Source organism: Fontivita pretiosa (genome assembly GCF_050410795.1).
GTDB classification, from domain to species: Bacteria; Planctomycetota; Phycisphaerae; order Tepidisphaerales; family Tepidisphaeraceae; genus Fontivita; species Fontivita pretiosa.
Window position 1 is genome coordinate 1,360,915 of the sequence record NZ_CP191258.1, and the last position, 21,462, is coordinate 1,382,376.

Here is a 21,462-nt window from a genome sequence, read left to right on the forward strand (position 1 = left end):
ACCAGCACATGTATCGCGCCGCCCGCAGGCGCGTTGAAAGGCGAGTCCCATGCTGCTCAAAGATGAAGTAGCGCTGATCACCGGTGGGGGTTCGGGCATCGGGCGGGCCACCGCTCGACTCTTTGCGCAGCACGGGGCGCGCGTGGCGGTGGCGGATTTCAACGACCCCGGTGGGCGGGAAACCGTCGAGCAGATCAGTGCCGACGATGGCCAGGCCATCTTCGTTCATGCGGACATCGGCATAAAACAGGATATCGAGGACCTGGTTCGCCAGGTCGTTGACCGCTTCGGCCCGGTGACGGTGCTGTTCAGCAACGCGGCCTCGTACGCGACTGGCGCCGTGGACGAAATCTCAGAAGAAGATTGGGACCGAACGCTGGACGTGTGCCTCAAGGCGACGTGGCGGCTGGCGCGGCTGGTGGTGCCGGGCATGCGGGCGCAGGGCGGCGGCACCATCGTCATCACCGGATCGGTGCACGCCATTCGCGGATACGCGCAATACACCGCCTACCAGGCAGCCAAGGGAGGCTTGCTGGCGTTGACGCGATCGCTGGCGGCGGATTGCGCGCCGACGATTCGCGTGAACACGATCCTGCCCGGCGCGGTGGTCACCGGCCTGTGGAAGGACCATTCGCCGCAGCAACGCGCCCGCATCGCCAGGATGTGCCCGCTTCAGCGCAACGGCCAACCGGAGGAAATCGCGCAGGTCGCGTTGTTCCTGGCCTCGGACATGTCCTCCTACATGACTGGCGCCAGCGTCGTGGTGGATGGAGGGTTGACGGCGGTGATCCAGCCGCCGACGGATGAGTGAGCATCTGCGGCCTGGCGCGGACGAGCAGGAAGCAAATCGGATCGGAGAACCGGAGGCAAACGGACTGTGATGCGTGTGCCGATCATCGACGTGGGGATTCTGGTTGGTTACCTGGTGCTGGTGGTCGGCGCCGGAGCGTGGCTGGCGCGGCGAAGTGGCAACACCGCCTCGTTCATGGCAGGCAATCGCGCGATGCCGGGGTGGGCCATCGGCCTGTCCATGTTCGGCTCGTACATCAGCTCGGTGAGCTTTCTGGCCAATCCGGGCAAGGCGTTCGGCGGGGACTGGAACGCGTTTGTCTTCACGCTGTGCACGCCGATCGCCGCCATCGCCGCGGTGCTCTGGTTCGTGCCCTTCTATCGCCGCCGGGGCAGCGTCTCGGCCTTCGAGCATTTCGAGCACCGTTTCGGCCGCTGGGCACGCACGTATGCGGTGGTCTGCTTCCTGCTGGCGCAGATGGGGCGAATGGGGATGATCCTGTTTCTGCTCGCCAAGGGCGCGGCGCCGCTGCTTGCGGCGCTGTTCGGCGCGGAAGACGCCGCCTGGCTTCAGCCGGCCGTCATCATCGTCATCGGCTCGATCATGACGCTCAACGTGCTGCTGGGCGGGATGCAGGCGGTCGTGTGGCTGGGGGTGATTCAGAGCATGCTGCTGCTGGTCGGGCCGGTGATCTGTCTGGCCGCGATCCTGTACCTGGTTCCCGGAGGGATCGGACGGATCGTCACCACGGGTATCGAGCACGGCAAGTTCGCCCTGGGCAGCACGCAGCTCGGCGGAGTGGCGGTGATGTTCGGGCAGGCGACGTTCTGGGTCGTGCTGCTCAATGGCATCGTCACCAACCTGAGCAACTTCAGTGTCGATCAGAGCTACGTGCAGAGGTACATCAGCGCCGCCAGCGACCGCGAGGCACGCAAGAGCGTGCTGATCACCGCCGGCTTCTACGTCCCCACCGCCGCGTTCTTCTTTTTCATTGGCACGGGGCTGTACGCCCTGCACGTGGCGCGGCCCGAACTTTTCCCCGGCAACGTGGTGAAGGACGCCGACGGCGTGTTCCCGTACTTCATCTCCCACCTGCTGCCTGTGGGGCTGGGCGGGCTGGTGATCGCGGGCATCTTCGCCGCCGCCATGGACCCCAACCTCAACGCCATGGCGACGCTCACGTTCAATGACATCTACAAGCCTTACCTGCGCCCCAACGCCTCCGAGAAGGAATCGATGTTCCTGCTTCACGCCGGGACGGGCTTCTGGGGGGTGATGATGATCGCCGTGGCGCTGTGGGCCGCGGGAGTGCAGAACCGCGCGGCGCTGGATCTTGTCTGGGAGCTGGCCGGGCTGTTCAGCGGCGGCATCCTGGGTGTTCTGATTCTGGGCGCGGTCTGCCCCCGCGCCGACGGGCGCAGCGCCGCGGCCGGCGTGATCCTGGGCGTGACGATCATTCTGTGGATGTACTTCTCGACCAAGAGCTACTGGCCAGAAGCGCTGCGCGCGATCCGCAGCCCGTTTCATTCATTCATGATCGTGGTGATCGGGAACCTGGCGACGCTGATCGGAGGACTGCTGTGGACGTGGATGTTTGCACAATCGCCCGCAGCCCCGCGGCGGTCGTCGGCCAGGCCCAATCCCGATGTGGTCTCCCGTGCGGGCATCGAGTGATCTCGACAGCGTCCGGCGAGAATCGAAGTGGCGCTGTGGTGCGGGCACTCAGTCGGCCGACTTCTGGAACTTCTCGCGCAGATGCTGTCGGATAAGTTCGATGTCGCGTCGCACGTCCTGCAACGGGCGCTGCTGAAACGTCGCGATGTCGTCCGGGTCCCAGCCCTCCAGGGCGTGCAGCATGAACGCTCGCCGCTGCTCACGCGGGAAGCGACTCAACTCCAGCAGAATCTGCTGGCGCTGCTCCTCGGCCGACAGCTCCTGCCAGGGCTCGGCGACTTCCTGGTCGGGCAGGACCTGCTCCAGGGTCAGCGGCTCCAACTCCGGCCAGTACGGCTCGTTCTCGATGATCCATCCGCTGTCCACCTGGAACCGCGGATCGTCCGGGGGGATAACCTCCTCCAGCGAGACCTCATTTTGCGGGCTGAGCAGCGGAGGCGCTTCAGTCGCTTCGGCTGTCTCGATCCGCTCTGGCTGCTCAGTTGGCTGCGGCGGCGGAGCCTGCTGCGGCGGGGCGCCATGCGCCACCCGGCTGGCGCCGGCGGCGTAGGAGTCGATCACTTCATGCAGCAGGCGGGTCAGCCATTGTTCCAGAGGCTCGGCGGGGCGATCCTCCCACCGCTCGTACGCCCGTGCCACCACCTCGTCCAGCACGTCCGAGACGCTCAGCTCGTTGGGCCGGATCAGCCCTTCGAGCTGTGCGATGACCAGCTCATGGTGGGCGTGATCCTGAAGGTTTCGCAGCACGCCCAGCAGCAACTGCCCGAAGGCCTGGCGATCGCGTTGCTGATACTGCTGCTCGATCTCGGCGCCAATGCCGGCGAAGTCGCGCTGCCGACGATTCTTGCGATGATACAGATAATCGTGGCGAAGCAGTCCCTTGTGCCGGCGAACCTCTTCGGCCAGGCGATCCAGCGCCATGTCCAGCGCCTCGCGGTAGTCGTCGCCGCGCGACCTTCCGTTGGCCACCAGCGTGCCGCTGGACAGCGTCAGCACCGCGCGCGCATCCCAGATCGGATGGTGGTTATGGATCACCAGCCGCAGGTGTCTCTGGTCTGGCGGGAAGTGTTGCAGCAGCCGCTCGATTCGCGGCCACTTGCGCTGCCAGTGAATGCGGAACGCCTCGCGAACGGACTCCGAGACGCCGTCCTCGAAGATCATGTGCACCGGCATCTGCGCATTGCCTGCTGCGCCGACGGCAGCCGACGCTCCGACAGAACCGACAACCGCGGGATCAGCCATAGCCACCATTCACCTCCCTCTCTGCCTGGATCACGGATCGTTTTGCACGACAGACAATCCGATGTTCAATGACCAACCACCCCGCTGCGTCCGCCGCGACGTACGACCGCCAGCCAGCGCCGCATCGCCTGGACAAGCAGGTGCCTGTAATGATCCAGCGAGCGTTGCAGTTGCAGGGTCATGCGTCGGACGGCGTGGGGCAACCCCTCCAGGTCCGACAGCAGTTTGCGGCCAGCATCGCGGATCTGCGCCGTCGTCGCCGCAAGCTGGCGGCGGAGGATGGCAGCGATGCGATTGCTGGTCGCCACGGTCCATCGCAGGACAGCGGCGAAGGCGACACACAGCAAAGCGAAGGCGATGGCCGGCGCCACCGCAACGCTGGCCAGCACCAGCGCCACTGCGCCGGCCAGAACCAGCAGCAGGCTCAGCAGAAACTGAAGGACCACAGTGGGTCCCAGAATCGAGGCGGCGCCGACACCCATGGCCGCCGTCAGCGTGATCAGGGCGGCCAGATAGGCCGGCAGCACCACGAACGTGATCGCCGCCAGCGTCAGCAGCGCCAGCACCGCCAGTGGAACGCTCCACAGGTAGCTGAACGCCTGCCGGATTTCGTACGCTCTTGCAGTCATTGCTGAGCACCTCCTGCGATCATCCGTTCATTTCCATGCCCACAGATGCTGCGTACCGGTGACCGGGATGCCGCGGATCGCCGCCACGGGCAGGTCGCGTCGGGCGACGGTAGCCGCCAGACTGCGGTGCCAGGTCCAGGGTCGGATCCGCCAGCTTGTCGCCTGCGGCGCCAGGTCTCGCGGATTGATCTGTTGACCAACCAGGGCCAACTCGCGATTGACCTGCCAGGCCACCGGCTGATCCTCCTGGGGCGCAGCAGCGCCCGGGCCGTAGGGACCATATGGCCACAGTGCCGTCCACGGGCTGGCCTCTCTGAGCGACGGCGCATCCCACAGCAAGATCGCCAGGGCGATGGAGTCGGGACGGGCCTTTGGCCCCAGGGACGTCAGCGCCATCAGCGCCGCCAGACCCGGCGATGGCGGCAGCGGCTGGAGCAGCGCCTCGTCGGACCGCGGGCCATTGGCGGTGTCGGCGGGCGTGAGCAACACCAGCAGCAGCGCTGCCAGCACCATCAGCCCCAGATCATTGATCACCCGGCTCATTCGACTGCTGACCGGTATCGCAGGCATGTTCCAACACCTCCTGAGCGCATCATCCAGACGCCCGACTTGGGCAAAGCTCGCCACCTGCCTGTGCGGCAGGAAGCGGGCGGTATACCGGCCGGACCTGCCGGTGCATCGGCGCCGCGTGATTGGCAGGCGTGCGCCGGCAGCTCCGGCCGTGATCGCGTGCGACAAGCCTCGAGCCTCACCCGCTGGTGATGGGCACCCGTCGCGGACCCTGGCCAGGAAGCTTGGGCACCGTGATCGTCAGCGTGCCCTTGTCGTACCGGGCCTGAATCTTGTCGGCATCGACATAGGACGGCAGGGAGATGGTGCGCACGAAGCTTCCGCTGACGCGCTCGCGACGGCGCACGCCCCAGCGGCTCTCGCTCCACTCATCCTCCCGTGAGCCACGGATGGTGAGCAGGTTGCCCGAGAGCTCGATGTCCAGGTCCTTCTCATCCAGTCCGGGCACATCCACGCGGATGGTCACGGCCTTGTCGTCCTCGCCGACGTCGACTGCCGGCCAGTTCCAGACCGTCATGCCGGTCAGGCCCATCGGCTCGGGCAGACGCGCCAGGGCCGACCAGGGATCGCGCTCGAAGTCTCGCCACACGCGATCAAAGTCGCGCCATACCCGATCAAACGTGCGGTCGATCTGCTCGCGCAGGTCGCGCCACCTTGCCAGCGGCGGCGCTTCACGGGTCTGATCGGCGCGGCGAACAATCACGTTTCCGTTACCGTTCTTTCGCCACCTCTTCAGCAGATTCATACGTGTCAGCCTCCTTTCATGCGCTTACGGGAAGCTGCAAACTCCGCATGTCCTTCGCGGCAGCTTCACCCGCCCCCCAGGCGCCCGGGCGAGAGTGCCCGGGCGCATCCGACACTTGCCTGGTGTGCGTGGGCTTCGTGTCGGCCATCGCGCGATCATCGCGATCAAGGGCCATGGTCGAGGCTGCGATCATGAGCTCTTGACCTGGATCTTTCGCGTCCTGGCCGACTCGGCCTTGGGCACGTGCAGCTCCAGGACACCGTTTTTCAGTTCTGCCCTGATCGCGTCGGCATTGATCGGCGTGTTCAGGGTGAACTGACGGTAGAAGTGACCGACGTCATATTCCTGCCAGACATAGATCTGATCAGCAGGCTGACGCGGATTCACCTTGCCCTGGATGGTCAGCACGCCGTTTTCATAGGTGATGTCCACGTCCCCGGCTTTCACACCTGGCAGATCCGCCTGGAAGATGAACTCATCGGGGGTTTCGATGATGTCCACCAGCGGCGTGAAGTAGGTTGCCTGCTCGATGCGTTCGGGGACGCTGGCCACGTTCTGGCGTTTTCGGATCGCGATCTCGCTCATCGACAACACCTCCTTTCGCGGCAGTGCGCCGGCCCGACGCGCGTCGCCCACGCGCGCCGCGCGAGGCGCGACGCGCTCGAGCCTGCCACCTCAGCTTACGCCGTGAGCAGTTTCACCTTCTTCGGCTTGCTCGATTCGCTCTTGGGCAGCTTGACCGTCAGCACGCCGTCCACCAGCCTGGCTTCCACATGGTCGGCGTCGATCTCCCACGGCAGCGTCAGCGTGCGGGAGAAGCGCCCGGTGGCGCGCTCACGCCGGTGATACGTGGCGTTGGGATGTTCGGCGATCTTGCGCTGCCCGTTGATGGTCAGCTCGTTGCCGGTCACGAGCACTTCGATATCCTCCATGCTCATCCCCGGCAGCTCCGCTTCAACGTACGCATTGTCGCCGTCCTCCCAGAGGTTCACGGCGGGATACCCGGCCGCGAATCCTCGCAGAGCGGGCATGTCCTCGAAGAAGCTCTCGAACAGCCGGTTCACCTCGTCCTGCAACCGCATCAGCGGTTCGAACTCACTCAGCATTCGGCTGAACATACAAGCTCCTCCTTTCTGGTCGCTTGACCAGTCTGAGCAACTGCGACCGATCGGGATGGTGTGCGTGACGGCAGCGGGGGGCATGCACCTGGCACTGAGGCGCCGCCAACCCGATGCGGGCTGTGACGTGGCGCGACCGCTGCGGCTGGCCTTGTCGCGCAAGGCTGGCCTTGATCACGTCCAGACCACATCGATGAACCAAGGGGGTTCGGGTCGCGTCGTCGAAGGAAGAGTTCGGCTTGCCCGGCTCGTCGCTTGCCGCGAACGACGCCACCGTACGAGCTAAAAGGCCGACGACGCGGTGGCGGCGGCGCCCGGTGCCTTCGCCGCCGGGGTCTGCGGCTTCCTGGCGCCGCGCCCCCGAGCCCTCCGCACACCACCACGAACGCGATTTACAAAATCAATGCCAGACACATGATGACCCCTTAACGAACTTAAATTTATGTATATAAGAGACTTATAGGAAACTCCCAGCCCGTTGGCCCTCACCCTCGCGTGCCAAAATGGCAGACGTGGCGAAGCGGGCTCGACCCGAGAACTGCGACTCGACACCATTGGTCGCATCGGTCGCCGCGGGAGATCCGGATGCACCCGGCTCCTGTTCGGCAGGCTGGAGATCCAGGGCATATCTATGGCACAAGCCATGAAACGCCGCCCGTCGATCGCGCATACAGCAGCAGCGGCTGTACCTTGCCGGGGCGATGCGGTATTGTCCGCCCACTTGCGGAAACTGATCCCCAGCCCTGCGGAGACCGGCGCATGACGGAACTGTTGTACAAGCTGTTTGAGTTGATGCGGCACCTGGGCGAGGTGGAGAAATGGAAGGCCGTGATCGATCACGTCGGACACCCGACGATGTACGTGATCCTGTTCATGGTCATCTTCGCCGAAACCGGGCTGGTGGTCACTCCGTTTCTGCCCGGCGACTCGCTGCTGTTCGCGATCGGCGCGCTGGCCCGCAATGTCGGGATGAACCTGCCGCTGACCGTTGTGCTGCTGATTCTCGCCGCCGTGCTGGGAGATGCCGTCAATTACTGGATCGGCTACCGAGTTGGCCCGGCGGTTTTCACCAGCGACAGCGGCAAGCTGCTGAACAAGAAGCACCTTCTGCGGGCGCAGGAGTTTTATGAGAAGTACGGGGGCAAGACGATCATCCTGGCGCGATTCGTGCCGGTGGTTCGCACCTTCGCCCCGTTCGTGGCGGGCGTGGGCAAGATGAACTACTTTCGCTTTGCGCTTTACAACGTGATCGGGGCAGTGGCGTGGGTGCTGATCTGCGTGGGCTCGGGCGTGCTGTTTGGCGAAATGGAGTTCGTGAAGCGCAATTTCGAGCTGGTGATCGTGGCGATCGTGCTGATCTCGATCATGCCGATGGTGGTGGAGTTTGTGCGTGCCCGCAAGGCCGCCCGGCTGGGGGGCAGCGCGCTGGTCGAGGCGACCACCATCGGCAAATCGGAAGAGGGAGTTTGATTGCCCGCTACTCGACCAGTCGCAGCCGGCAAGGCGCCGGATCGATGGCCACCAGCACCGGCCGCGTCGCGGAGGTCAGCGACACGATGGCCTGCCCCGGCGCCAGCGCCGGCACCGCGCCCCACTGCGAGCGGTCAAGGTTTGCGATGCTGCGGCGAAGCCGCTCCAGCACATTGGCGTCGGCGATCTTGTGGATCACGTAGTTGTTGACCAGCCCCAGGATGTCGTCCGGCAGGTGCTGCGGAAGCTGCGTGACGAACACCAGCCCCAGCCACCGCTTGCGGCCGCGCTTGGCGATCCGCGCCACCTGCTCGAAAAGCGTGGGCATCTGCCGGATTCTGGCGGCGGACAAAAACTCGTGCGCCTCCTCGATGAATACGATCGTCGGCGTGGGAGGGCGGCCTTCCTCCGCCGCCTGCCTGAAGTTCAACTCCTGTTGAAGCTGGATCTGTCGCAGCAGGGCGGCGATGACCAGGTTGTTGACCGCCGGGGAATCGGTATCCGACAGATCGATGACCGACACGTTCCCGCCGCGCGTCAGCGCCGAAGCGCTCAGCGGCCTGGCTCGCGGGTTGTCGAACACGTTCAGTCGCGCCAATCGATTGAGCTTGCCCAACAGGCTCATCCAGCTCGGCAGATTTCCCGGCGGGCGCGAACGCGCCACGAACTGCTTGACACGATCGACATGATCCTTGAGCTGCGGGGAGTACAGATGCCGGCTGAGCTGGAAGTCCGCGCCCGCGTCGTCCGCGGCGGAGCGTCGCCGCCCCGACCCGCCATCCTGGGAGTGATCGGCGTAGTCCAGGCAGACGTTCACTACGTCGCGCAGCATCGCCAGCGTCATCTCCGGATATCCGCTTTCCAGTTCATCCAGGTCCAGCAGCCGCTGGTAATCCGCCTCGTTGTGCGGGCGAGGGAAGATTTGCAGATCTCGCATCAGCAGCTTCAGCACGTCGTAGGCCTTGAGGAAGCGCGTCTGCTGGGCCTCGCTGAGGTCGAGAATTTCCATCACCGCGTGAGGCGACAGATCGGCAAAGTCCAGCCGGAATGACGAGACATTGGCCTGCGGGCCCTCGCGGCTGGTCTGCCTGCCCACCAGGTGGTACACGTGCAGGTTGGGCACGCCCTGCGGCTGGAGATCGCGTCGTCGCAGCGCCGCCAGCATCGCTTCGTGGTCGGTGGGCTGGTCGACTTCGGTGTATTCCCCCTCGACATCGAAGATGACCACGGCGGCGCCGGCGCGTTGCAACTCGTGCACGAGCCTGGCCACGGTGGTGCTCTTGCCGCTGCCGGTTGTGCCCAGGATCCCCATATGCCGGGGCAGAACGCTCTTGAGACGGGTATTCACCGCGACGGTGATCTGCTGGTTGCCCACAAGTGCTCCGAGCTGCGCGTCCCCCCCAACGCGCAGCACGGATGTTGTCTCGTCAAGCGACAGCGGGAAAACCGGGCTGTTGGGTCGCGGGCGATAGCGATGCGGCACCAGCTTGCCCGGCTCGATTTCCTCGCCCAGGATCTGCACGAACGCCCGCCCGTGGTACCGCGGCAGAAGAATCCGGCCTCTTCCCTGCGTCGTGGTCGCCACCACGATCGACGAATCGGCCCGCAGCCCGTCGGGTTCGGCAAACGGCCCGGCGGTTACCACGCCCAGGTAGTCGCGCGCCGGGACGTGATGCTGCGGGTCGGGCGCGCTGCGAATCCGCACCAGCGACTGCATCGGCAACTGCTCGATGTTTTCGCTGGTCATCAGGACCACCACGTGGTCGTCCTGTGCGTCCGCAGCGTCAAAGTGCGTGAACCCCACGGCGCCTTCGGCATCCACCGGCGCGGGCAGCACTCCACCGGCCTGATCGATCTCGCCTTCGATCGATTCCAGGGACGTCTGCGAAAGCGTCCGGGGCGAGAACCGATCGAACTGCCGCCCGTTGGTCGTCGTTGGCTCACTCATCGCAATACATTCTCCGCCGATTGGGTTTCGGCGACATCGATTTGATCATTCACCGCGTGCTGGGGATCGGCCGCGGCTCACCTGGCCGAGCCGTCGAAGGCGAAGCGCAGCGCCTGGCCGCCGCGGGCGTAGGCGTTCTGCACCGTCGCTTCGAACGCCTCAGGACCGAACAGGCTGTCCACCACCGCACCGGACAGATCCAGCAACGTCGGATATGAACGGAACGGCTGAAGTGTGCTGTCGGCCATGGCGACCAGAGCCGCCTGCTCGGCGTAGTCCTGGTGAGCGTAGAAGATCTGAGGCGGGCTGTGCAGGCCAGTGCGGTAGACCCCCACCACCAGTTTGTCGATCACGTCATTGACAAAGTCCAGTGCCCGGCTGCGGTGTTCGCCGCGCAGATTGCCCTCCTCAACGATCGGGCGGGTGCGCAGCTCGTCGCGATCCACGATGGCGAACTCGAGCGGAATCAGCGCGTCACCGATGCTCATCAGCAGCCGGTCTTCCTGCGGCCTGGAGGCGATGAACACGAACCGGCGGCGATCCAGGATCAGCCGGCGGAGCATGTCCAAACTGAGCCTGAGGAACTCCATGCTGCCCGATCCGGTGATCAGCTCATAAGGCGCCGGATGACCGCGTCCGATGACCCAGCGGGCGTCGGAACGCTCCAGAAGCACGGCGCGCTCGGCGTAGCTGCGGATGCCGCGGCGGGCCAGCTCCGAAAGCGGATCACGCTGCCCCGGCCGCCGGTTGGCCGTACGCTCGATTCGGCGGTGCAGCACCTCCATCATCTCGCCAACCGGATCGCCCCCGCCGGACAGTCGAAGGTCGCGATAGAACAGCCGATGTCCCCAGGCGCCGCGACTGCCCAGATAGCTGACCAGGCATACCCCGACCTGGGCGACGGTCACCGGCAGGGTGTCGTGGGCGGCGGCGGTCCCGACGCACGCGTCCACCGCCCCGGCGAACAGCAGCCCGTTCTGCACCCGTTCCAACTGCTGTCGCGTGACCCGCACCACCCCGGCGCCCTTGGGTTTGTCGGGACGGTCCGGGCTGTCAATCTCCCCCAACAGCTTCGCCCGTGCCTGTTGACGCACGCGGTCCTGCTGCTTCAGTGCGTCGGCTACCTCCTGTTCCACTCGCTGCACATCCGTCGCCAGCGCCGTGCCGTCATGCCACCGCCCGATGTCCAGTGCCTGGCTCAGCGGCTCGCCCAAACCGGCCTGGAGCTGATCATCCCGCACCAGTCCGTCGCCCGCGGCGTCGTCGTATGGGCCGGGAGGTGAGTCGCCGGCCATCGGTTCAATGGGACTGTGACTGTTCATGGGTTTTGACTCACCTGATCAGTTGGCCTCAGCACTGTGCGTGCGTGATCGAGCAGACCGCGCAATCGGACGGGGCGGAGGCGGTCGATTGCCGGGCGCAGCGCGTACCCCGGCACGCCGAACTCCGCCGCCAGGCATTCGCTGGCCGCGCCATTGTCCGTCGGAACCCCAATCCGGGCCAGCCGACTGGCGATGACCCCCAGCGGGGCGACCAGCTCCAGCGCCAGCTCATCGGCGTGTTCCTCGGCCCGAACGACGTGCGTGTGTGCGGCGCAGGGCTGTTCGGCGCGGTGTCGTGGGACCAGGTGCAGGTGCGGTCCAAAGCGAAGTCGGGCCAGCAGCGCGTGCAGACGCTCGCGCTCGGTCGGTGGACGATCCCCATCCAGTACCGCCAGCGCATCAGTTCCCATCGCCCGCACGACCGCATTCCGTGGTCGCTGGTAATCGAGGATGAAATGTGCCACTTCGTGGGCAATGGTCAGGCGCTGCTCGGCCGGGTCATCGGTGCCGCAGACGAACACGATCCCTGCGCCGCGATAGGCGAACAGACAGCCGCGCAGTTCCTCGTCGCGAACCGCCGCCGCCAACCGGTGCAGCCGCGAGAGGAAGCTGGCCACGCCGGGAACCTGCGGACTTGGCCACTTGGCGATCCACAGGGGCAGTGCGATGGGGACGGCGGCTTCGATCGGCGCCGGAAAGGCCGCGGGTGGCCAGGGCATGCCCGCGTCATGCCAGAAACCCGCCGCGATTTGCTCGATCGAGCGGCGATTCATCCATTTTCTCCCGGGCGGCGACGACGCGAGGGGCGTTGGCGGCGGCGTGCGGCCAGCAGCGAGCCGGCCGCACCGTGCTCAGGCGCGATGCTGATCCCCCGCAGCACCTGCACCTGCCGCACCATCGCCGCCAACGCCGACGCGTTGAGGCCGAACTCCCCAGCCAGCGCCGCCACGTCCTGCGCGAAATGTTCCTCGCGCGGAAGCGGGCACAGGGCCAGCTCGTCCAGCCGCTCCAGGCGGACCCCCAGCCGCCGAGCGATCGCGTCGGCGCTGGCGGCGGTGGCTGCGGTCTCCAGTCGCCGCAGGCTGGCGAAAACCCACGCCAAAAAACGCGGATCACCCTCCAGCCGCTGCACCGCCCGCCGCACAGCCCGCTCACCAGGACCCCGCTTGTTCATCTTCCCGCCCCCTTTCGCTTCAGTTTGATGCGGATCCGATCCCTGGCCCGCTTCAGCTCCCGCCGCCACTGCTCCACCGGCAGGTGCTCCAAACCCAGCGCCTGGATCAGCCGGCCCACATCCTGCTCTCCATCGGCCAGCAGCTTCACGAACGCCACCTCTTGCGAGTTGTCCAGCATGGCCAGGCACCGCTGCAACTGCTCCCCTGCGATATACACCTCCAGAGGGTCTTTGGCGACATGACGTAAGCTGGGGCCGGTATGATTGGGGTCGGCCGCGGCACGCTCGCGCCTTTTCAGCCGCAGCTCGCCGCGACGCAGATTCAGCAGCCTGTTCGCGGCGACCTTGAACAGAAACGCTTCCAGCGTCACGCCTCGCGAGCGGTCAAAGCGTTCGGGTCGCTCGATCAGTTTGAGAATTGCGTCGATCGCCGCATCGTGCCGGATTGTCTCGTCGATATGCCGGTATCTGCCCGCCAGCGCCACCGCCAGGGCGTGCAATGCGGCGGCCATGAACGGACCCTGGGCGGCGGGATCCCGGTCGCAAAGGCGTTGATGCAAGTGTGCGAGCGTGTTCGTATTCGTATCAGATCCTGGCTCGTGTGCTGCCGCCAATTCGCACCCCCTTGTGGTGTTCCATCGGCTTGCGAAACACCACGCAGTGCTCATGTGTCATCGGCCCGTCAAAACCGAAAGGCCCCGTGGGAAACCGCCGCCGATCCGACGCGATGGTTCTTGGCCGGGATTGGATCAGCTCCAGACCCGCGCAGCGGCCCAGCGCGGCCAGAACAGCCGGCGCGCCGATCCGCCGACCGCGAACCACGTTGTCCCCGATCACGTACAGCGCGTGTCCCCCGGGGCGCAACGCACGCCAACTCTGGTGCAGCACCTGCTCCAGATCGGCGTAGAACGCGCACAGCCGCCGGCCCAGAGGCTGCTGAGGCGACAGGTGCGACGGAAACAGCCGGCGAATTTCGCTGTGCTGCCGCAGCCACTGTTCGGCGTCAAAGCCCCCGGCGTACCGCAGCCCGATGTACTGGCTGCGGCTGACCAGCTCCGCCGCATCGTGCCCGTTCATCCAGCACACCGACGCGCGGTGTGAACGCGGGTAATCCACGGCATTGAAATACGGCGGCGAGGTCAGGATCAACGACTGGCTGCCCGCAGGCGCGTCCTCCAGTGGCTGGCGGGCGTCGTGCGGACAGATCACCCGCAGCGGCCGGTCCGCAGGATCCGCCGCGCCGGCCGATGCGTAAATCCCGTGCAGTTGCCCCAGACACCATACCGCTCGATCCAGACGTCGAAGGTATGTCCCCAGCACGCGGTCCAGCGGTATGCGCTGCAATCGCCGGTGCGGTCGCGTGTGATCGATGTCCACCGCGTAGCTCAGCGTTGTCGGCCACTTGCTGATGATGCACGACGACAGTGCGATCAGGGCGACCTGCTGAAAATGCGGATCGTCGCAGCCACGCGCCTCCGTTGCGATCGCCGACAACGCCGCCACCACCTGCGGCGGAAACCAGTAGTTCAACTCCGCAAACACCGGGATCGGCAGTTGCAGTGAACCCACATGCAGCACGGAGCCCGGAAGCGGCCTGGCCCGACAGCCGTTGCTGCCCCAGTGCTCGGCGATGTTCCTGATCGCGTCGGCGACGCGCCGCACGAACGGCTGCTTCCAACGCTGGTACTGCTGCAAGGGACGCGCGGCGCACTTCACCGACGAGAGCATCCCGGCCAGAAGATCGATGTCGCACCCGACCGCCCGCCGTCTGTGCGCCGCCGCCGCGACCAGGCTTGTGCCGCTGCCGCAGAACGGATCGAACACGCTCTGCCCCGGCCGCGTGTACTGGAGGATCGCCGCTTCGGCCAGATCCGAGGAAAACCTCGCGCAGTATCCGTGGAATGAGTGCAGTCGTTCCAACTCGGCGGACAAGGACTTCCGCCCGGCGATGCCCCGCCGCCGAGACGCCTGCGCGGCGGGCAGGTTGTCGCGAACCAGATTGTCAGTGCCCAGGTGCTTGCGGCGCAGGCCCATGTTCTTCCGAAGGCTACAAACCAGACGCCGATGTCAGAACTGCCTGATGGATCATCCGCGCCGTGCGCACGTTGTCAATTCCGCAATGGGCGGTCCGTCTCGACGATGCACCTGCACGGAGCGGGCGAGGATAAGGTTCTGACGTGCCCGGAGCCTGCCAGCTTTCGTGGCTATGGCGGGCGCGTCATGGATAGGGGTTCACATACACGTGTTTGCGATACAACGTCGTGACCTTCGGGTCGTCCGGACCCTTGCGTTTGTCGTAACTGAAGCTCTCGACGTGGCCATCCACCATCAGGGCGTTGCACACCGTATCGCCCAGGTGGCGGAATCGGACGTTCAGTCCATTCAGCGGCGTGCTGTCGTTGTTGTTGCGTGCATCATCGCGGTTGATGGTGGTGGTGCCCCACCACGACTTCATGCTGATGCTGGTGTCCGGTTGAAGCGGCGAGCCGGGAACATAGCGGTCGGTGAAGTAGGTCGTGGGATTGCCCCAGCCCATTGCACGTGCATAGTCCATCCCCCGTGCGACGGGGATATCCCAGCCTACCGACCAGACGTTGCCACGCAGCCACAGTGATGCATCAAAGATCAACGCGATCTCCGAAGGTCGCTTGATCCGGGCCATCGGATAGGGCTTGAAACGGGGCAGGTTGGGGTCGGCCGGCCCGTCACCCATGGCCGGCATCAGGCGGGGGTGACAGGTGTAATGGATCGCGCCCGAGCGTGCGGCGGCGCGGTCGTTCTCCACCGGTGCATCGGGGCAGCGGAACATGTCCTTCAGCCGGGCCATGTCCCCGCCACTGGCGTTGGCTTCGTTCCACGTCGAGCCGTAGCGGCTGTTCAGCGCCTGCATGAGGACCAGATCCCAGTGGGTGGCCTTGCGCCCGTCGTTGCCGCCGCCGTCCCAGTATCCCCATGGCAGCAATCCGCGACTGACGGATGTGACATAGATATTCAGCGCCTGTCCGATGGATCGCAGGTTTGCCTGGCAGGCGACCAGGCGTGCGTTGGCGCGTGCCCGGCCCAGCGTCGGCAGCAGGATCGCCACCAGGATCGCAACAATGCCGATGACCACCAGCAGCTCGACGAGGGTAAAGCCAGCAGCCCGTGGCAGCAGACACGGATGTCGGGGCAGGCTGGGTGCCTGGGCACGGTTAGTCCGTTTATAGAATTGAAAAGGGCACATGGGGCTCGAGCCTCGGTCTGCGTGCCTGCGGCGTCGTAGGCGGGGCCGGCGGCACTGGTGGCGATAGGTAAACGCTTACCTAAATTACAACAGGTCCGCTGGGCGGTCAAGCAAAATCCGCCCCGGGTCGCAGCCTTTCCCGCACATTGCCGCGGCTGATCGCGGACAAAATCAGCCAGAATTTGCTTGCTCACCGGGAAGTTTGCGGTATCTTTGGGTAATCGGTTACCTCATTTCGGGGTCGCCGTCGGGAGAAGTGCGGGTATCATCGCATCCCTGACGCCCCACCGGCCGACGGGGTGCTCGACTCATTTCGGAGGGACTTATGCAGAGGGTGAGAATGCGCCGCGGGGGCATGTCCGCGGCATTGGCTACCGCCTTGGCGATCGGCGGGCTTGCGGGCTCGAGCCTGGCTGACGTGCAGATCGGCGACTGGGAACAGTCCACCGATGGCTGGATCGACTGGGGAACTGGCGCCGCCATCGCGCCGCCCAAGTACACCTACAGCACCTCAGGCGTCACCAGCGGGGCCTATTCGCTTCAGGTCAATCAGACCGGCTGGAACCAGAACCTGGCGATCAAGCTCCAGAACAACGCTCTGGTGGACGACTTCATGGCGCACACCAAGCTGCGGATCGACCTGACGGTTCCGCAGACCAGCGAATCCGGCTGGGCCAAGATCGAGGAGATCACGCTCAATGCACAGGGCGCCAGTTGGGGCGACTACAAGCTGACGGCGCCGATCCTGTTCGGCTGGCCGGCGGGCGGCGGAGGACCGCAGAGCACCACCCTGGTCTTCGACTACTCGGCGTACCTGAGCGATCCGGACGTGCTGGCTTTGGGGCACGACCCCTGGTGGGTGGAGATCATCATCACCACCAACTCCGACGCCAGTCACGGCGTGTTCCAGTTCGACAATGCGCGGCTGACCGATCCGGTTCCCGAGCCGGCCGCCCTGGGTGTGGGCGGTGCGGTTTTGCTGGGACTGCTCGGCCGGCCGCGGCGGCGCGCCTGAGGTGACGCGCCGTCATGACAATCCATCGTGACCTGTTGGCGGTTGTCTGAGCCAGGACGATCGCGAGGAGGATTTTGCCGTGTCATCATCAACATCCAGCAGGCGCGCCGGCCGCGCGCTCGCCGCTATCGCCGCCGCGTGCACGTTGTCCCTCCAGGCCGATCTTGTCGGCGATGTCGTCATTGGAGACTGGGAAAACAGCGACGACGGCTGGATCGAATGGAGCAGCCAGGAGCCGCTGGCGCCCCCGACCTTCACCTACGGCCCCACCGGCGCCACACGCGGTACCTCAGCCGTCAAGGTCATCCCCGACGCCACCTACGACCAGCACCTGGCCATCAAGCTCCAGAACCTGGGGCTGGTCGATGACTTTCTGGCCAACACGCGATTCTCCATCGACGTGACCTGGGATCTTTCGGAATGGAACGGGCCGGGCACGTGGGCCAAGGTCGAGGCCCTGGTCGTCAATGCCGAGGGAACCGGATGGTCGGATCAGGGTGTGGCCGACATCGACACCGGCAATCCGAACTACCGCGGCGGCTGGGATCCGACCAATTTCGGATCCCTGCACACCCGCACGATGACCTGGGATTACTCGCACCTGCTCGACGGCGACCCGGGCAACGGCGAGATCAACACCGAGCCGGGGCATCCGTACTGGGTCGAGCTGGTGCTGATCACGACCTACGACAGCGCCTTTACGTCGGCGGCTTATCACTTCGACAACGCGCGGCTGTGGACGGTGGTGACCAATTCGCAATGGACCGGCGACGCGGACAACAACTGGAGCTCGGCAGGCAACTGGAATGGAGCTGTTCCCGGGGGCGTGGATCATGTGGCCAACTTTGGCTCCGTCGCCTCCGGTCGCTATCAGGTCAACGTCGATGTGCCGCGCACCCTCGGGGTGATCAACTTCGACAGTCCGGTCAGCTACACGCTTTCCGGCCCGGGCACGCTGAGCATGCAGGCCAGCGCCGGCGACCCGCGCATCAACGTGCTGTCCGGCAGCCACACCATCGCCGCTCCGCTGCGGCTGAACAACTGGCTGTTCGTGGACGTGGCCAATGGAGCCTCGCTAAACGTGACCGGCGAGGTCCTGGCCACCGCCACCGGACGGGCGATCCGCAAGAACGGGCAGGGTCTGCTGAGCGTCGCACGGCTGGAGACGGACGATATCGCGATCAACGCCGGCACGCTGGCCATCAGCGCCAAACCGACGGCAAACAGCCCCTCGGGCACGACCGTCACGGACGTGCTGACAGTGGCCGCGGGCGCGCGGCTGGACCTGAACAACAACAGCCTGATCGTCAACAGCGGCTCGCTGGCAACGGTGACCGCGTCGATCAAGTCGGCCCTTGAAAACGGCGGGAACTTCGACTGGCTTGGCCCGGGCATCGGCAGCACACAGGCCAATGTCCAGAACAGCACCGCCGGCAGCTTCCTGTACGGTCTTGGTGTGGTCCTGAACGATTTGGCTCAGGTGGGAGGCAGCGGGCCGATCTACACGACCTTCGCCGGGCAGACACTCACCGGCAACGAGATCTTGGTGAAGTTCACGTACTTCGGCGATGCCGACCTGAGTGGCTCGATCGACGCCACCGACTACTCGCTGATCGACAACGGGTATGTCAACAGTCTCAGTGGCTGGATCAATGGGGACTTCGACTACTCCGGCACGATCGACGCGACGGACTATGCCCTGATCGACAATGCGTACGTGAATCAGGCCGGTCCGTTGGCCGAGGCGCTCATTGCCGAGCACACCAAGCTGTTCGGCGGGGAGTACGTTGCGGCGCTGCGGGCGGTGCAGTCGGGCGTGGTTCCCGAGCCGGCGACGATGGGGATGCTCCTGATGCCGACGATGATCGTCGCCGCCGCCGGATCGCGCCTGCGCCATCGCCGCGCGCCAGCGTAACGGCACTTGTCGTTCACGACGCAGCGCTGCCCGGCACCATCGCAGCAACCAACTCGCCGCATGCGCGGACGTGGTGACCGATCACGCCCCCCCTCTCCGTTTAAATTAAAGCGCAACGGACGGACTGATGCCTGCCCAAGGCGGTCGTATCGCCACGCGCATTCTGCGCAGGATGCTGTGTGCCGGCGCGCCAAATCTTGCAACGCAACGTGCATTTTGATTGTATTACAGGCAGCTATGCACGTTTACCGCCTCTACGTGAAGACTGAAGACGGTTGGGAGATGGCCTGTTCGGTCCTTGCATCCGATCCTCAGACGGCGATGGAGCAGGCGAAGATGCTCCTGAAGCCTGAGCACCGTGACAAGCCACTGTGCCTGCGAACCGACGCCGAGGGTCCGCCGCCCGCCGACTACGTTCCACCCAGCACCGGGACCTGAGCCCAGCGTGATGCTGGCCGCGAGTCGCCAGGACGCTTGCCATCGCCACCGCCGCGAATCTGGGCGAAGTGGAGCATCGGGGTCGCCCCGCAGAAGGGGCAGGGTACTGCGTGCGGCCCCGGAGGCTGCCCTGGCCGCCGCCGGACCGTACAATGACGGCATGATCCGACTCGCCTTTTCAACCAACGCCTTCAAGAAGCAATCGCTTGCTGAAGCGATCGACACGATCGCCGCCATCGGCTACCGCGGGGTGGAGATCATGGCCGACGTGCCGCATGCACACCCGGCGAGCTTTGACGCGGCAGCGCGTCGGGCATTGAAGCAGCAGCTTGCCGCCCGCGGGCTTCAGGTCAGCAACATCAACGCCTTTACCCATTTTGCCGACGGGGATACGTACCATCCGACCTGGATCGAAGACGATCCGGCCCTGCGGGAAGTGCGGATCAGGCATACGCTGGGCGCGATCGAGCTGGCCGCCGAACTGGAGGCCAGATCCGTCAGCATTCAGCCCGGCGGGCCGCTCATCGGCACAGGGCTTTCCCGCGAACAGGCCGAAGAACGTTTCGCTGAGGGACTCAATCGCATTGAAGACCACGCCCAGAAATACGACATCGCGATCGCCATCGAACCCGAGCCTGGCCTGCTGATCGAATCGGCCAGCGAATACCTGGAGTTCAAGAATCGCTATTTCAGGACCGAGCCCAGTGTGCAGATGAACTGCGACATCGGGCACCTGTTTTGTGTCGGGGAGGACCCGGCGGAGGTGATCCGGGCGATCCCCGATGACATAGCACACGTGCATCTTGAAGACATCGGCGCCAACCGCGTTCACCAGCATCTTGCGCCGGGCAAGGGCGTGATCGATTTTCGCGCCATCTTCGCAGCCCTGGAACAGATCTTCTACACCGGCTGGGTTACTGTCGAGCTGTATCCGTATGAGACGACCGCCGCCGAAGTCGCGCGAATCGCCTGGCAGTACCTGACGGGAATCCTGCAAGAAGCTCGATTCGATTCAGGATGTGAGGGTGTGTCGCCGGGGCACCCGTGATACAGGCAGCCGCGCTCGTGCAGGAGCTCAGGAGTGGTCGTTGCCTCCGTCGCGCCGGGCTGCCGGCGGTTGATCCGCGATCCCGGCACCGTTAACCTTGCCGGGCATGTCATCTCTGATTCGACTCACTTCCACCGTGCTGGTTGCACTCACGCTGGGCGGCTGCGCGGCATCCAGGAAGGCCGCCCCGACCACGATGCTGGAGATCGATCCGGCCAGGATCGTCGATCTGACCTATTCGTTCGGCCCGGACACGATCTACTGGCCGACGGCCCAGCCGTTCCGACTTCAGCGGGTGGCCTTCGGTCGCACGCCAAGCGGGTATTTCTACTACTCCAATAACATCATCGCCGCCGAGCACGGGGGAACGCATTTGGACGCGCCGATGCACTTTGCCGAAGGACGATACACCACGGAGCAGGTCCCGCTGTCGAGCTGCATCGGCCCGGCGGCTGTGATTGACGTGCGGCGGCAGGCCGCAGCCGACCCGGATTACCGCGTCAGCGACAATGACGTGAAGAACTGGGAACGCAGGCACGGCACGATTCCCCAAGGCGCAATCGTCATCATGAACAGCGGCTGGGGGAAGCGCTGGCCGGATAAAAAGCGATATCTGGGCACCGACCTGCCCGGGGACGTGGCCAATCTGCACTTCCCCGGCTGGTCGCGTGAGGCCGCCGAACTGCTGATCCACCAGCGGCGTGTCGCCGCCCTGGCCGTGGACACCCCCAGCATCGACTACGGACAAAGCAAGGACTTCATCGTTCACCAGATCGTGGGAGAGGCCAACAAGCCCGCCTTCGAGAACCTTGCCAATGTCGATCAGCTCCCACCGACGGGCGCGATGATCATCGCGCTGCCGATGAAGATCGAAGGCGGCAGCGGCGGGCCGACGCGCATCATCGCCGTGCTTCCCGCCAGCGATCAGCGCCGCTGAACACGGATCGCAGGTGCCTGCATGGCGGGACGCCTGTCGTTCACATTTCCAGGAGCCCTCGTCTTCGAGGCGGCAGAGCGGACAGGCGTGACACCCGTGCCCGGCGGCATGAAGTGATGAGCAGCCCGGATGTCGGACTTTCGAATCCGAGTGCACGGCGCATGGCCGGGACGGCCATGTCACAGTTGGCTCGGACGTGTCACG

21 protein-coding genes are annotated in these 21,462 nt (G+C 65.3%); 8 read left to right on the forward strand and 13 right to left on the reverse strand.

Features of this window, described 5'->3' with window-relative positions; all coding sequences use genetic code 11:
- Nucleotides 1–49 precede the first annotated feature (49 nt).
- Entirely contained in the window at nt 50–811 is a 762-nt protein-coding gene (locus ACQS5P_RS05520) for an SDR family NAD(P)-dependent oxidoreductase (RefSeq protein WP_428939902.1), read from the forward strand.
- A gap of 69 nt (nt 812–880) precedes the next feature.
- A complete protein-coding gene (locus ACQS5P_RS05525; RefSeq protein WP_428939903.1) occupies nt 881–2,464 on the forward strand; it encodes a sodium:solute symporter family transporter in 1,584 nt (527 codons plus the stop codon).
- A gap of 48 nt (nt 2,465–2,512) precedes the next feature.
- Here ACQS5P_RS05525 and ACQS5P_RS05530 read toward each other — a convergent pair whose 3' ends face one another.
- The 6 genes from ACQS5P_RS05530 to ACQS5P_RS05555 all read right to left on the reverse strand — a co-directional run bounded on the left by ACQS5P_RS05530 (nt 2,513) and on the right by ACQS5P_RS05555 (nt 6,768).
- Nucleotides 2,513–3,712, reverse strand: a complete 1,200-nt coding sequence (locus ACQS5P_RS05530; RefSeq protein ID WP_428939904.1) for an integrase — start codon at nt 3,710–3,712, stop codon at nt 2,513–2,515.
- A 59-nt stretch (nt 3,713–3,771) separates the two neighbouring features.
- Complete coding sequence (locus tag ACQS5P_RS05535) at nt 3,772–4,335, reverse strand: hypothetical protein (protein ID WP_428939905.1); 564 nt, start codon at nt 4,333–4,335, stop codon at nt 3,772–3,774.
- Nucleotides 4,336–4,362: 27 nt separating this feature from the next.
- The gene (locus tag ACQS5P_RS05540) at nt 4,363–4,905 is read right to left on the reverse strand and encodes a hypothetical protein (protein ID WP_428939906.1); all 543 of its coding nucleotides are present in this window, start codon (nt 4,903–4,905) and stop codon (nt 4,363–4,365) included.
- A 178-nt stretch (nt 4,906–5,083) separates the two neighbouring features.
- Nucleotides 5,084–5,650: an Hsp20/alpha crystallin family protein gene (locus ACQS5P_RS05545; protein WP_428939907.1), complete on the reverse strand. Its 567-nt coding sequence runs from the start codon at nt 5,648–5,650 to the stop codon at nt 5,084–5,086.
- 189 nt (nt 5,651–5,839) lie between these two features.
- Nucleotides 5,840–6,235 carry an Hsp20/alpha crystallin family protein gene (locus tag ACQS5P_RS05550; RefSeq protein WP_428939908.1) on the reverse strand — a complete coding sequence of 132 codons (396 nt, stop codon included), beginning with the start codon at nt 6,233–6,235 and terminating at the stop codon, nt 5,840–5,842.
- 95 nt (nt 6,236–6,330) lie between these two features.
- A complete protein-coding gene (locus tag ACQS5P_RS05555) occupies nt 6,331–6,768 on the reverse strand; it encodes an Hsp20/alpha crystallin family protein (protein ID WP_428939909.1) in 438 nt (145 codons plus the stop codon).
- 759 nt (nt 6,769–7,527) lie between these two features.
- Here ACQS5P_RS05555 and ACQS5P_RS05560 point away from each other — a divergent pair.
- A complete protein-coding gene (locus tag ACQS5P_RS05560; RefSeq protein ID WP_428939910.1) occupies nt 7,528–8,238 on the forward strand; it encodes a VTT domain-containing protein in 711 nt (236 codons plus the stop codon).
- A gap of 7 nt (nt 8,239–8,245) precedes the next feature.
- Here ACQS5P_RS05560 and ACQS5P_RS05565 read toward each other — a convergent pair whose 3' ends face one another.
- The 7 genes from ACQS5P_RS05565 to ACQS5P_RS05595 form a co-directional block, all read right to left on the reverse strand.
- Nucleotides 8,246–10,186 carry an ATP-binding protein gene (locus ACQS5P_RS05565; protein WP_428939911.1) on the reverse strand — a complete coding sequence of 647 codons (1,941 nt, stop codon included), beginning with the start codon at nt 10,184–10,186 and terminating at the stop codon, nt 8,246–8,248.
- A 77-nt stretch (nt 10,187–10,263) separates the two neighbouring features.
- Nucleotides 10,264–11,508, reverse strand: a complete 1,245-nt coding sequence (locus ACQS5P_RS05570; RefSeq protein ID WP_428939912.1) for a hypothetical protein — start codon at nt 11,506–11,508, stop codon at nt 10,264–10,266.
- A complete protein-coding gene (locus ACQS5P_RS05575) occupies nt 11,505–12,281 on the reverse strand; it encodes an ImmA/IrrE family metallo-endopeptidase (protein WP_428939913.1) in 777 nt (258 codons plus the stop codon). Before ACQS5P_RS05575 ends, ACQS5P_RS05570 begins: the two co-directional genes overlap by 4 nt.
- Entirely contained in the window at nt 12,278–12,682 is a 405-nt protein-coding gene (locus ACQS5P_RS05580; RefSeq protein WP_428939914.1) for a hypothetical protein, read from the reverse strand. Before ACQS5P_RS05580 ends, ACQS5P_RS05575 begins: the two co-directional genes overlap by 4 nt.
- On the reverse strand, nt 12,679–13,194 hold the full coding sequence (locus ACQS5P_RS05585; RefSeq protein ID WP_428939915.1) for a sigma factor: 516 nt from the start codon (nt 13,192–13,194) through the stop codon (nt 12,679–12,681). Before ACQS5P_RS05585 ends, ACQS5P_RS05580 begins: the two co-directional genes overlap by 4 nt.
- A 73-nt stretch (nt 13,195–13,267) precedes the next feature.
- Nucleotides 13,268–14,716, reverse strand: a complete 1,449-nt coding sequence (locus ACQS5P_RS05590) for a DNA methyltransferase (protein ID WP_428939916.1) — start codon at nt 14,714–14,716, stop codon at nt 13,268–13,270.
- A gap of 184 nt (nt 14,717–14,900) precedes the next feature.
- Entirely contained in the window at nt 14,901–15,905 is a 1,005-nt protein-coding gene (locus tag ACQS5P_RS05595; RefSeq protein ID WP_428939917.1) for a type II secretion system protein, read from the reverse strand.
- Between the two features lie 325 nt (nt 15,906–16,230).
- On the opposite strand from ACQS5P_RS05595, the gene ACQS5P_RS05600 reads away from it, so the two are divergent.
- From ACQS5P_RS05600 to ACQS5P_RS05620, 5 genes are all read left to right on the forward strand, one after another.
- Nucleotides 16,231–16,920 carry a hypothetical protein gene (locus ACQS5P_RS05600; protein ID WP_428939918.1) on the forward strand — a complete coding sequence of 230 codons (690 nt, stop codon included), beginning with the start codon at nt 16,231–16,233 and terminating at the stop codon, nt 16,918–16,920.
- A 79-nt stretch (nt 16,921–16,999) separates the two neighbouring features.
- Nucleotides 17,000–18,835, forward strand: a complete 1,836-nt coding sequence (locus ACQS5P_RS05605; protein WP_428939919.1) for a hypothetical protein — start codon at nt 17,000–17,002, stop codon at nt 18,833–18,835.
- Nucleotides 18,836–19,072: 237 nt separating this feature from the next.
- Nucleotides 19,073–19,273, forward strand: coding sequence for a hypothetical protein (locus ACQS5P_RS05610; RefSeq protein ID WP_428939920.1), 201 nt, complete (start codon nt 19,073–19,075; stop codon nt 19,271–19,273).
- 160 nt (nt 19,274–19,433) lie between these two features.
- Nucleotides 19,434–20,321, forward strand: a complete 888-nt coding sequence (locus ACQS5P_RS05615; RefSeq protein ID WP_428939921.1) for a sugar phosphate isomerase/epimerase family protein — start codon at nt 19,434–19,436, stop codon at nt 20,319–20,321.
- 106 nt (nt 20,322–20,427) lie between these two features.
- The gene (locus ACQS5P_RS05620; protein ID WP_428939922.1) at nt 20,428–21,258 is read left to right on the forward strand and encodes a cyclase family protein; all 831 of its coding nucleotides are present in this window, start codon (nt 20,428–20,430) and stop codon (nt 21,256–21,258) included.
- Nucleotides 21,259–21,462: the final 204 nt, after the last annotated feature.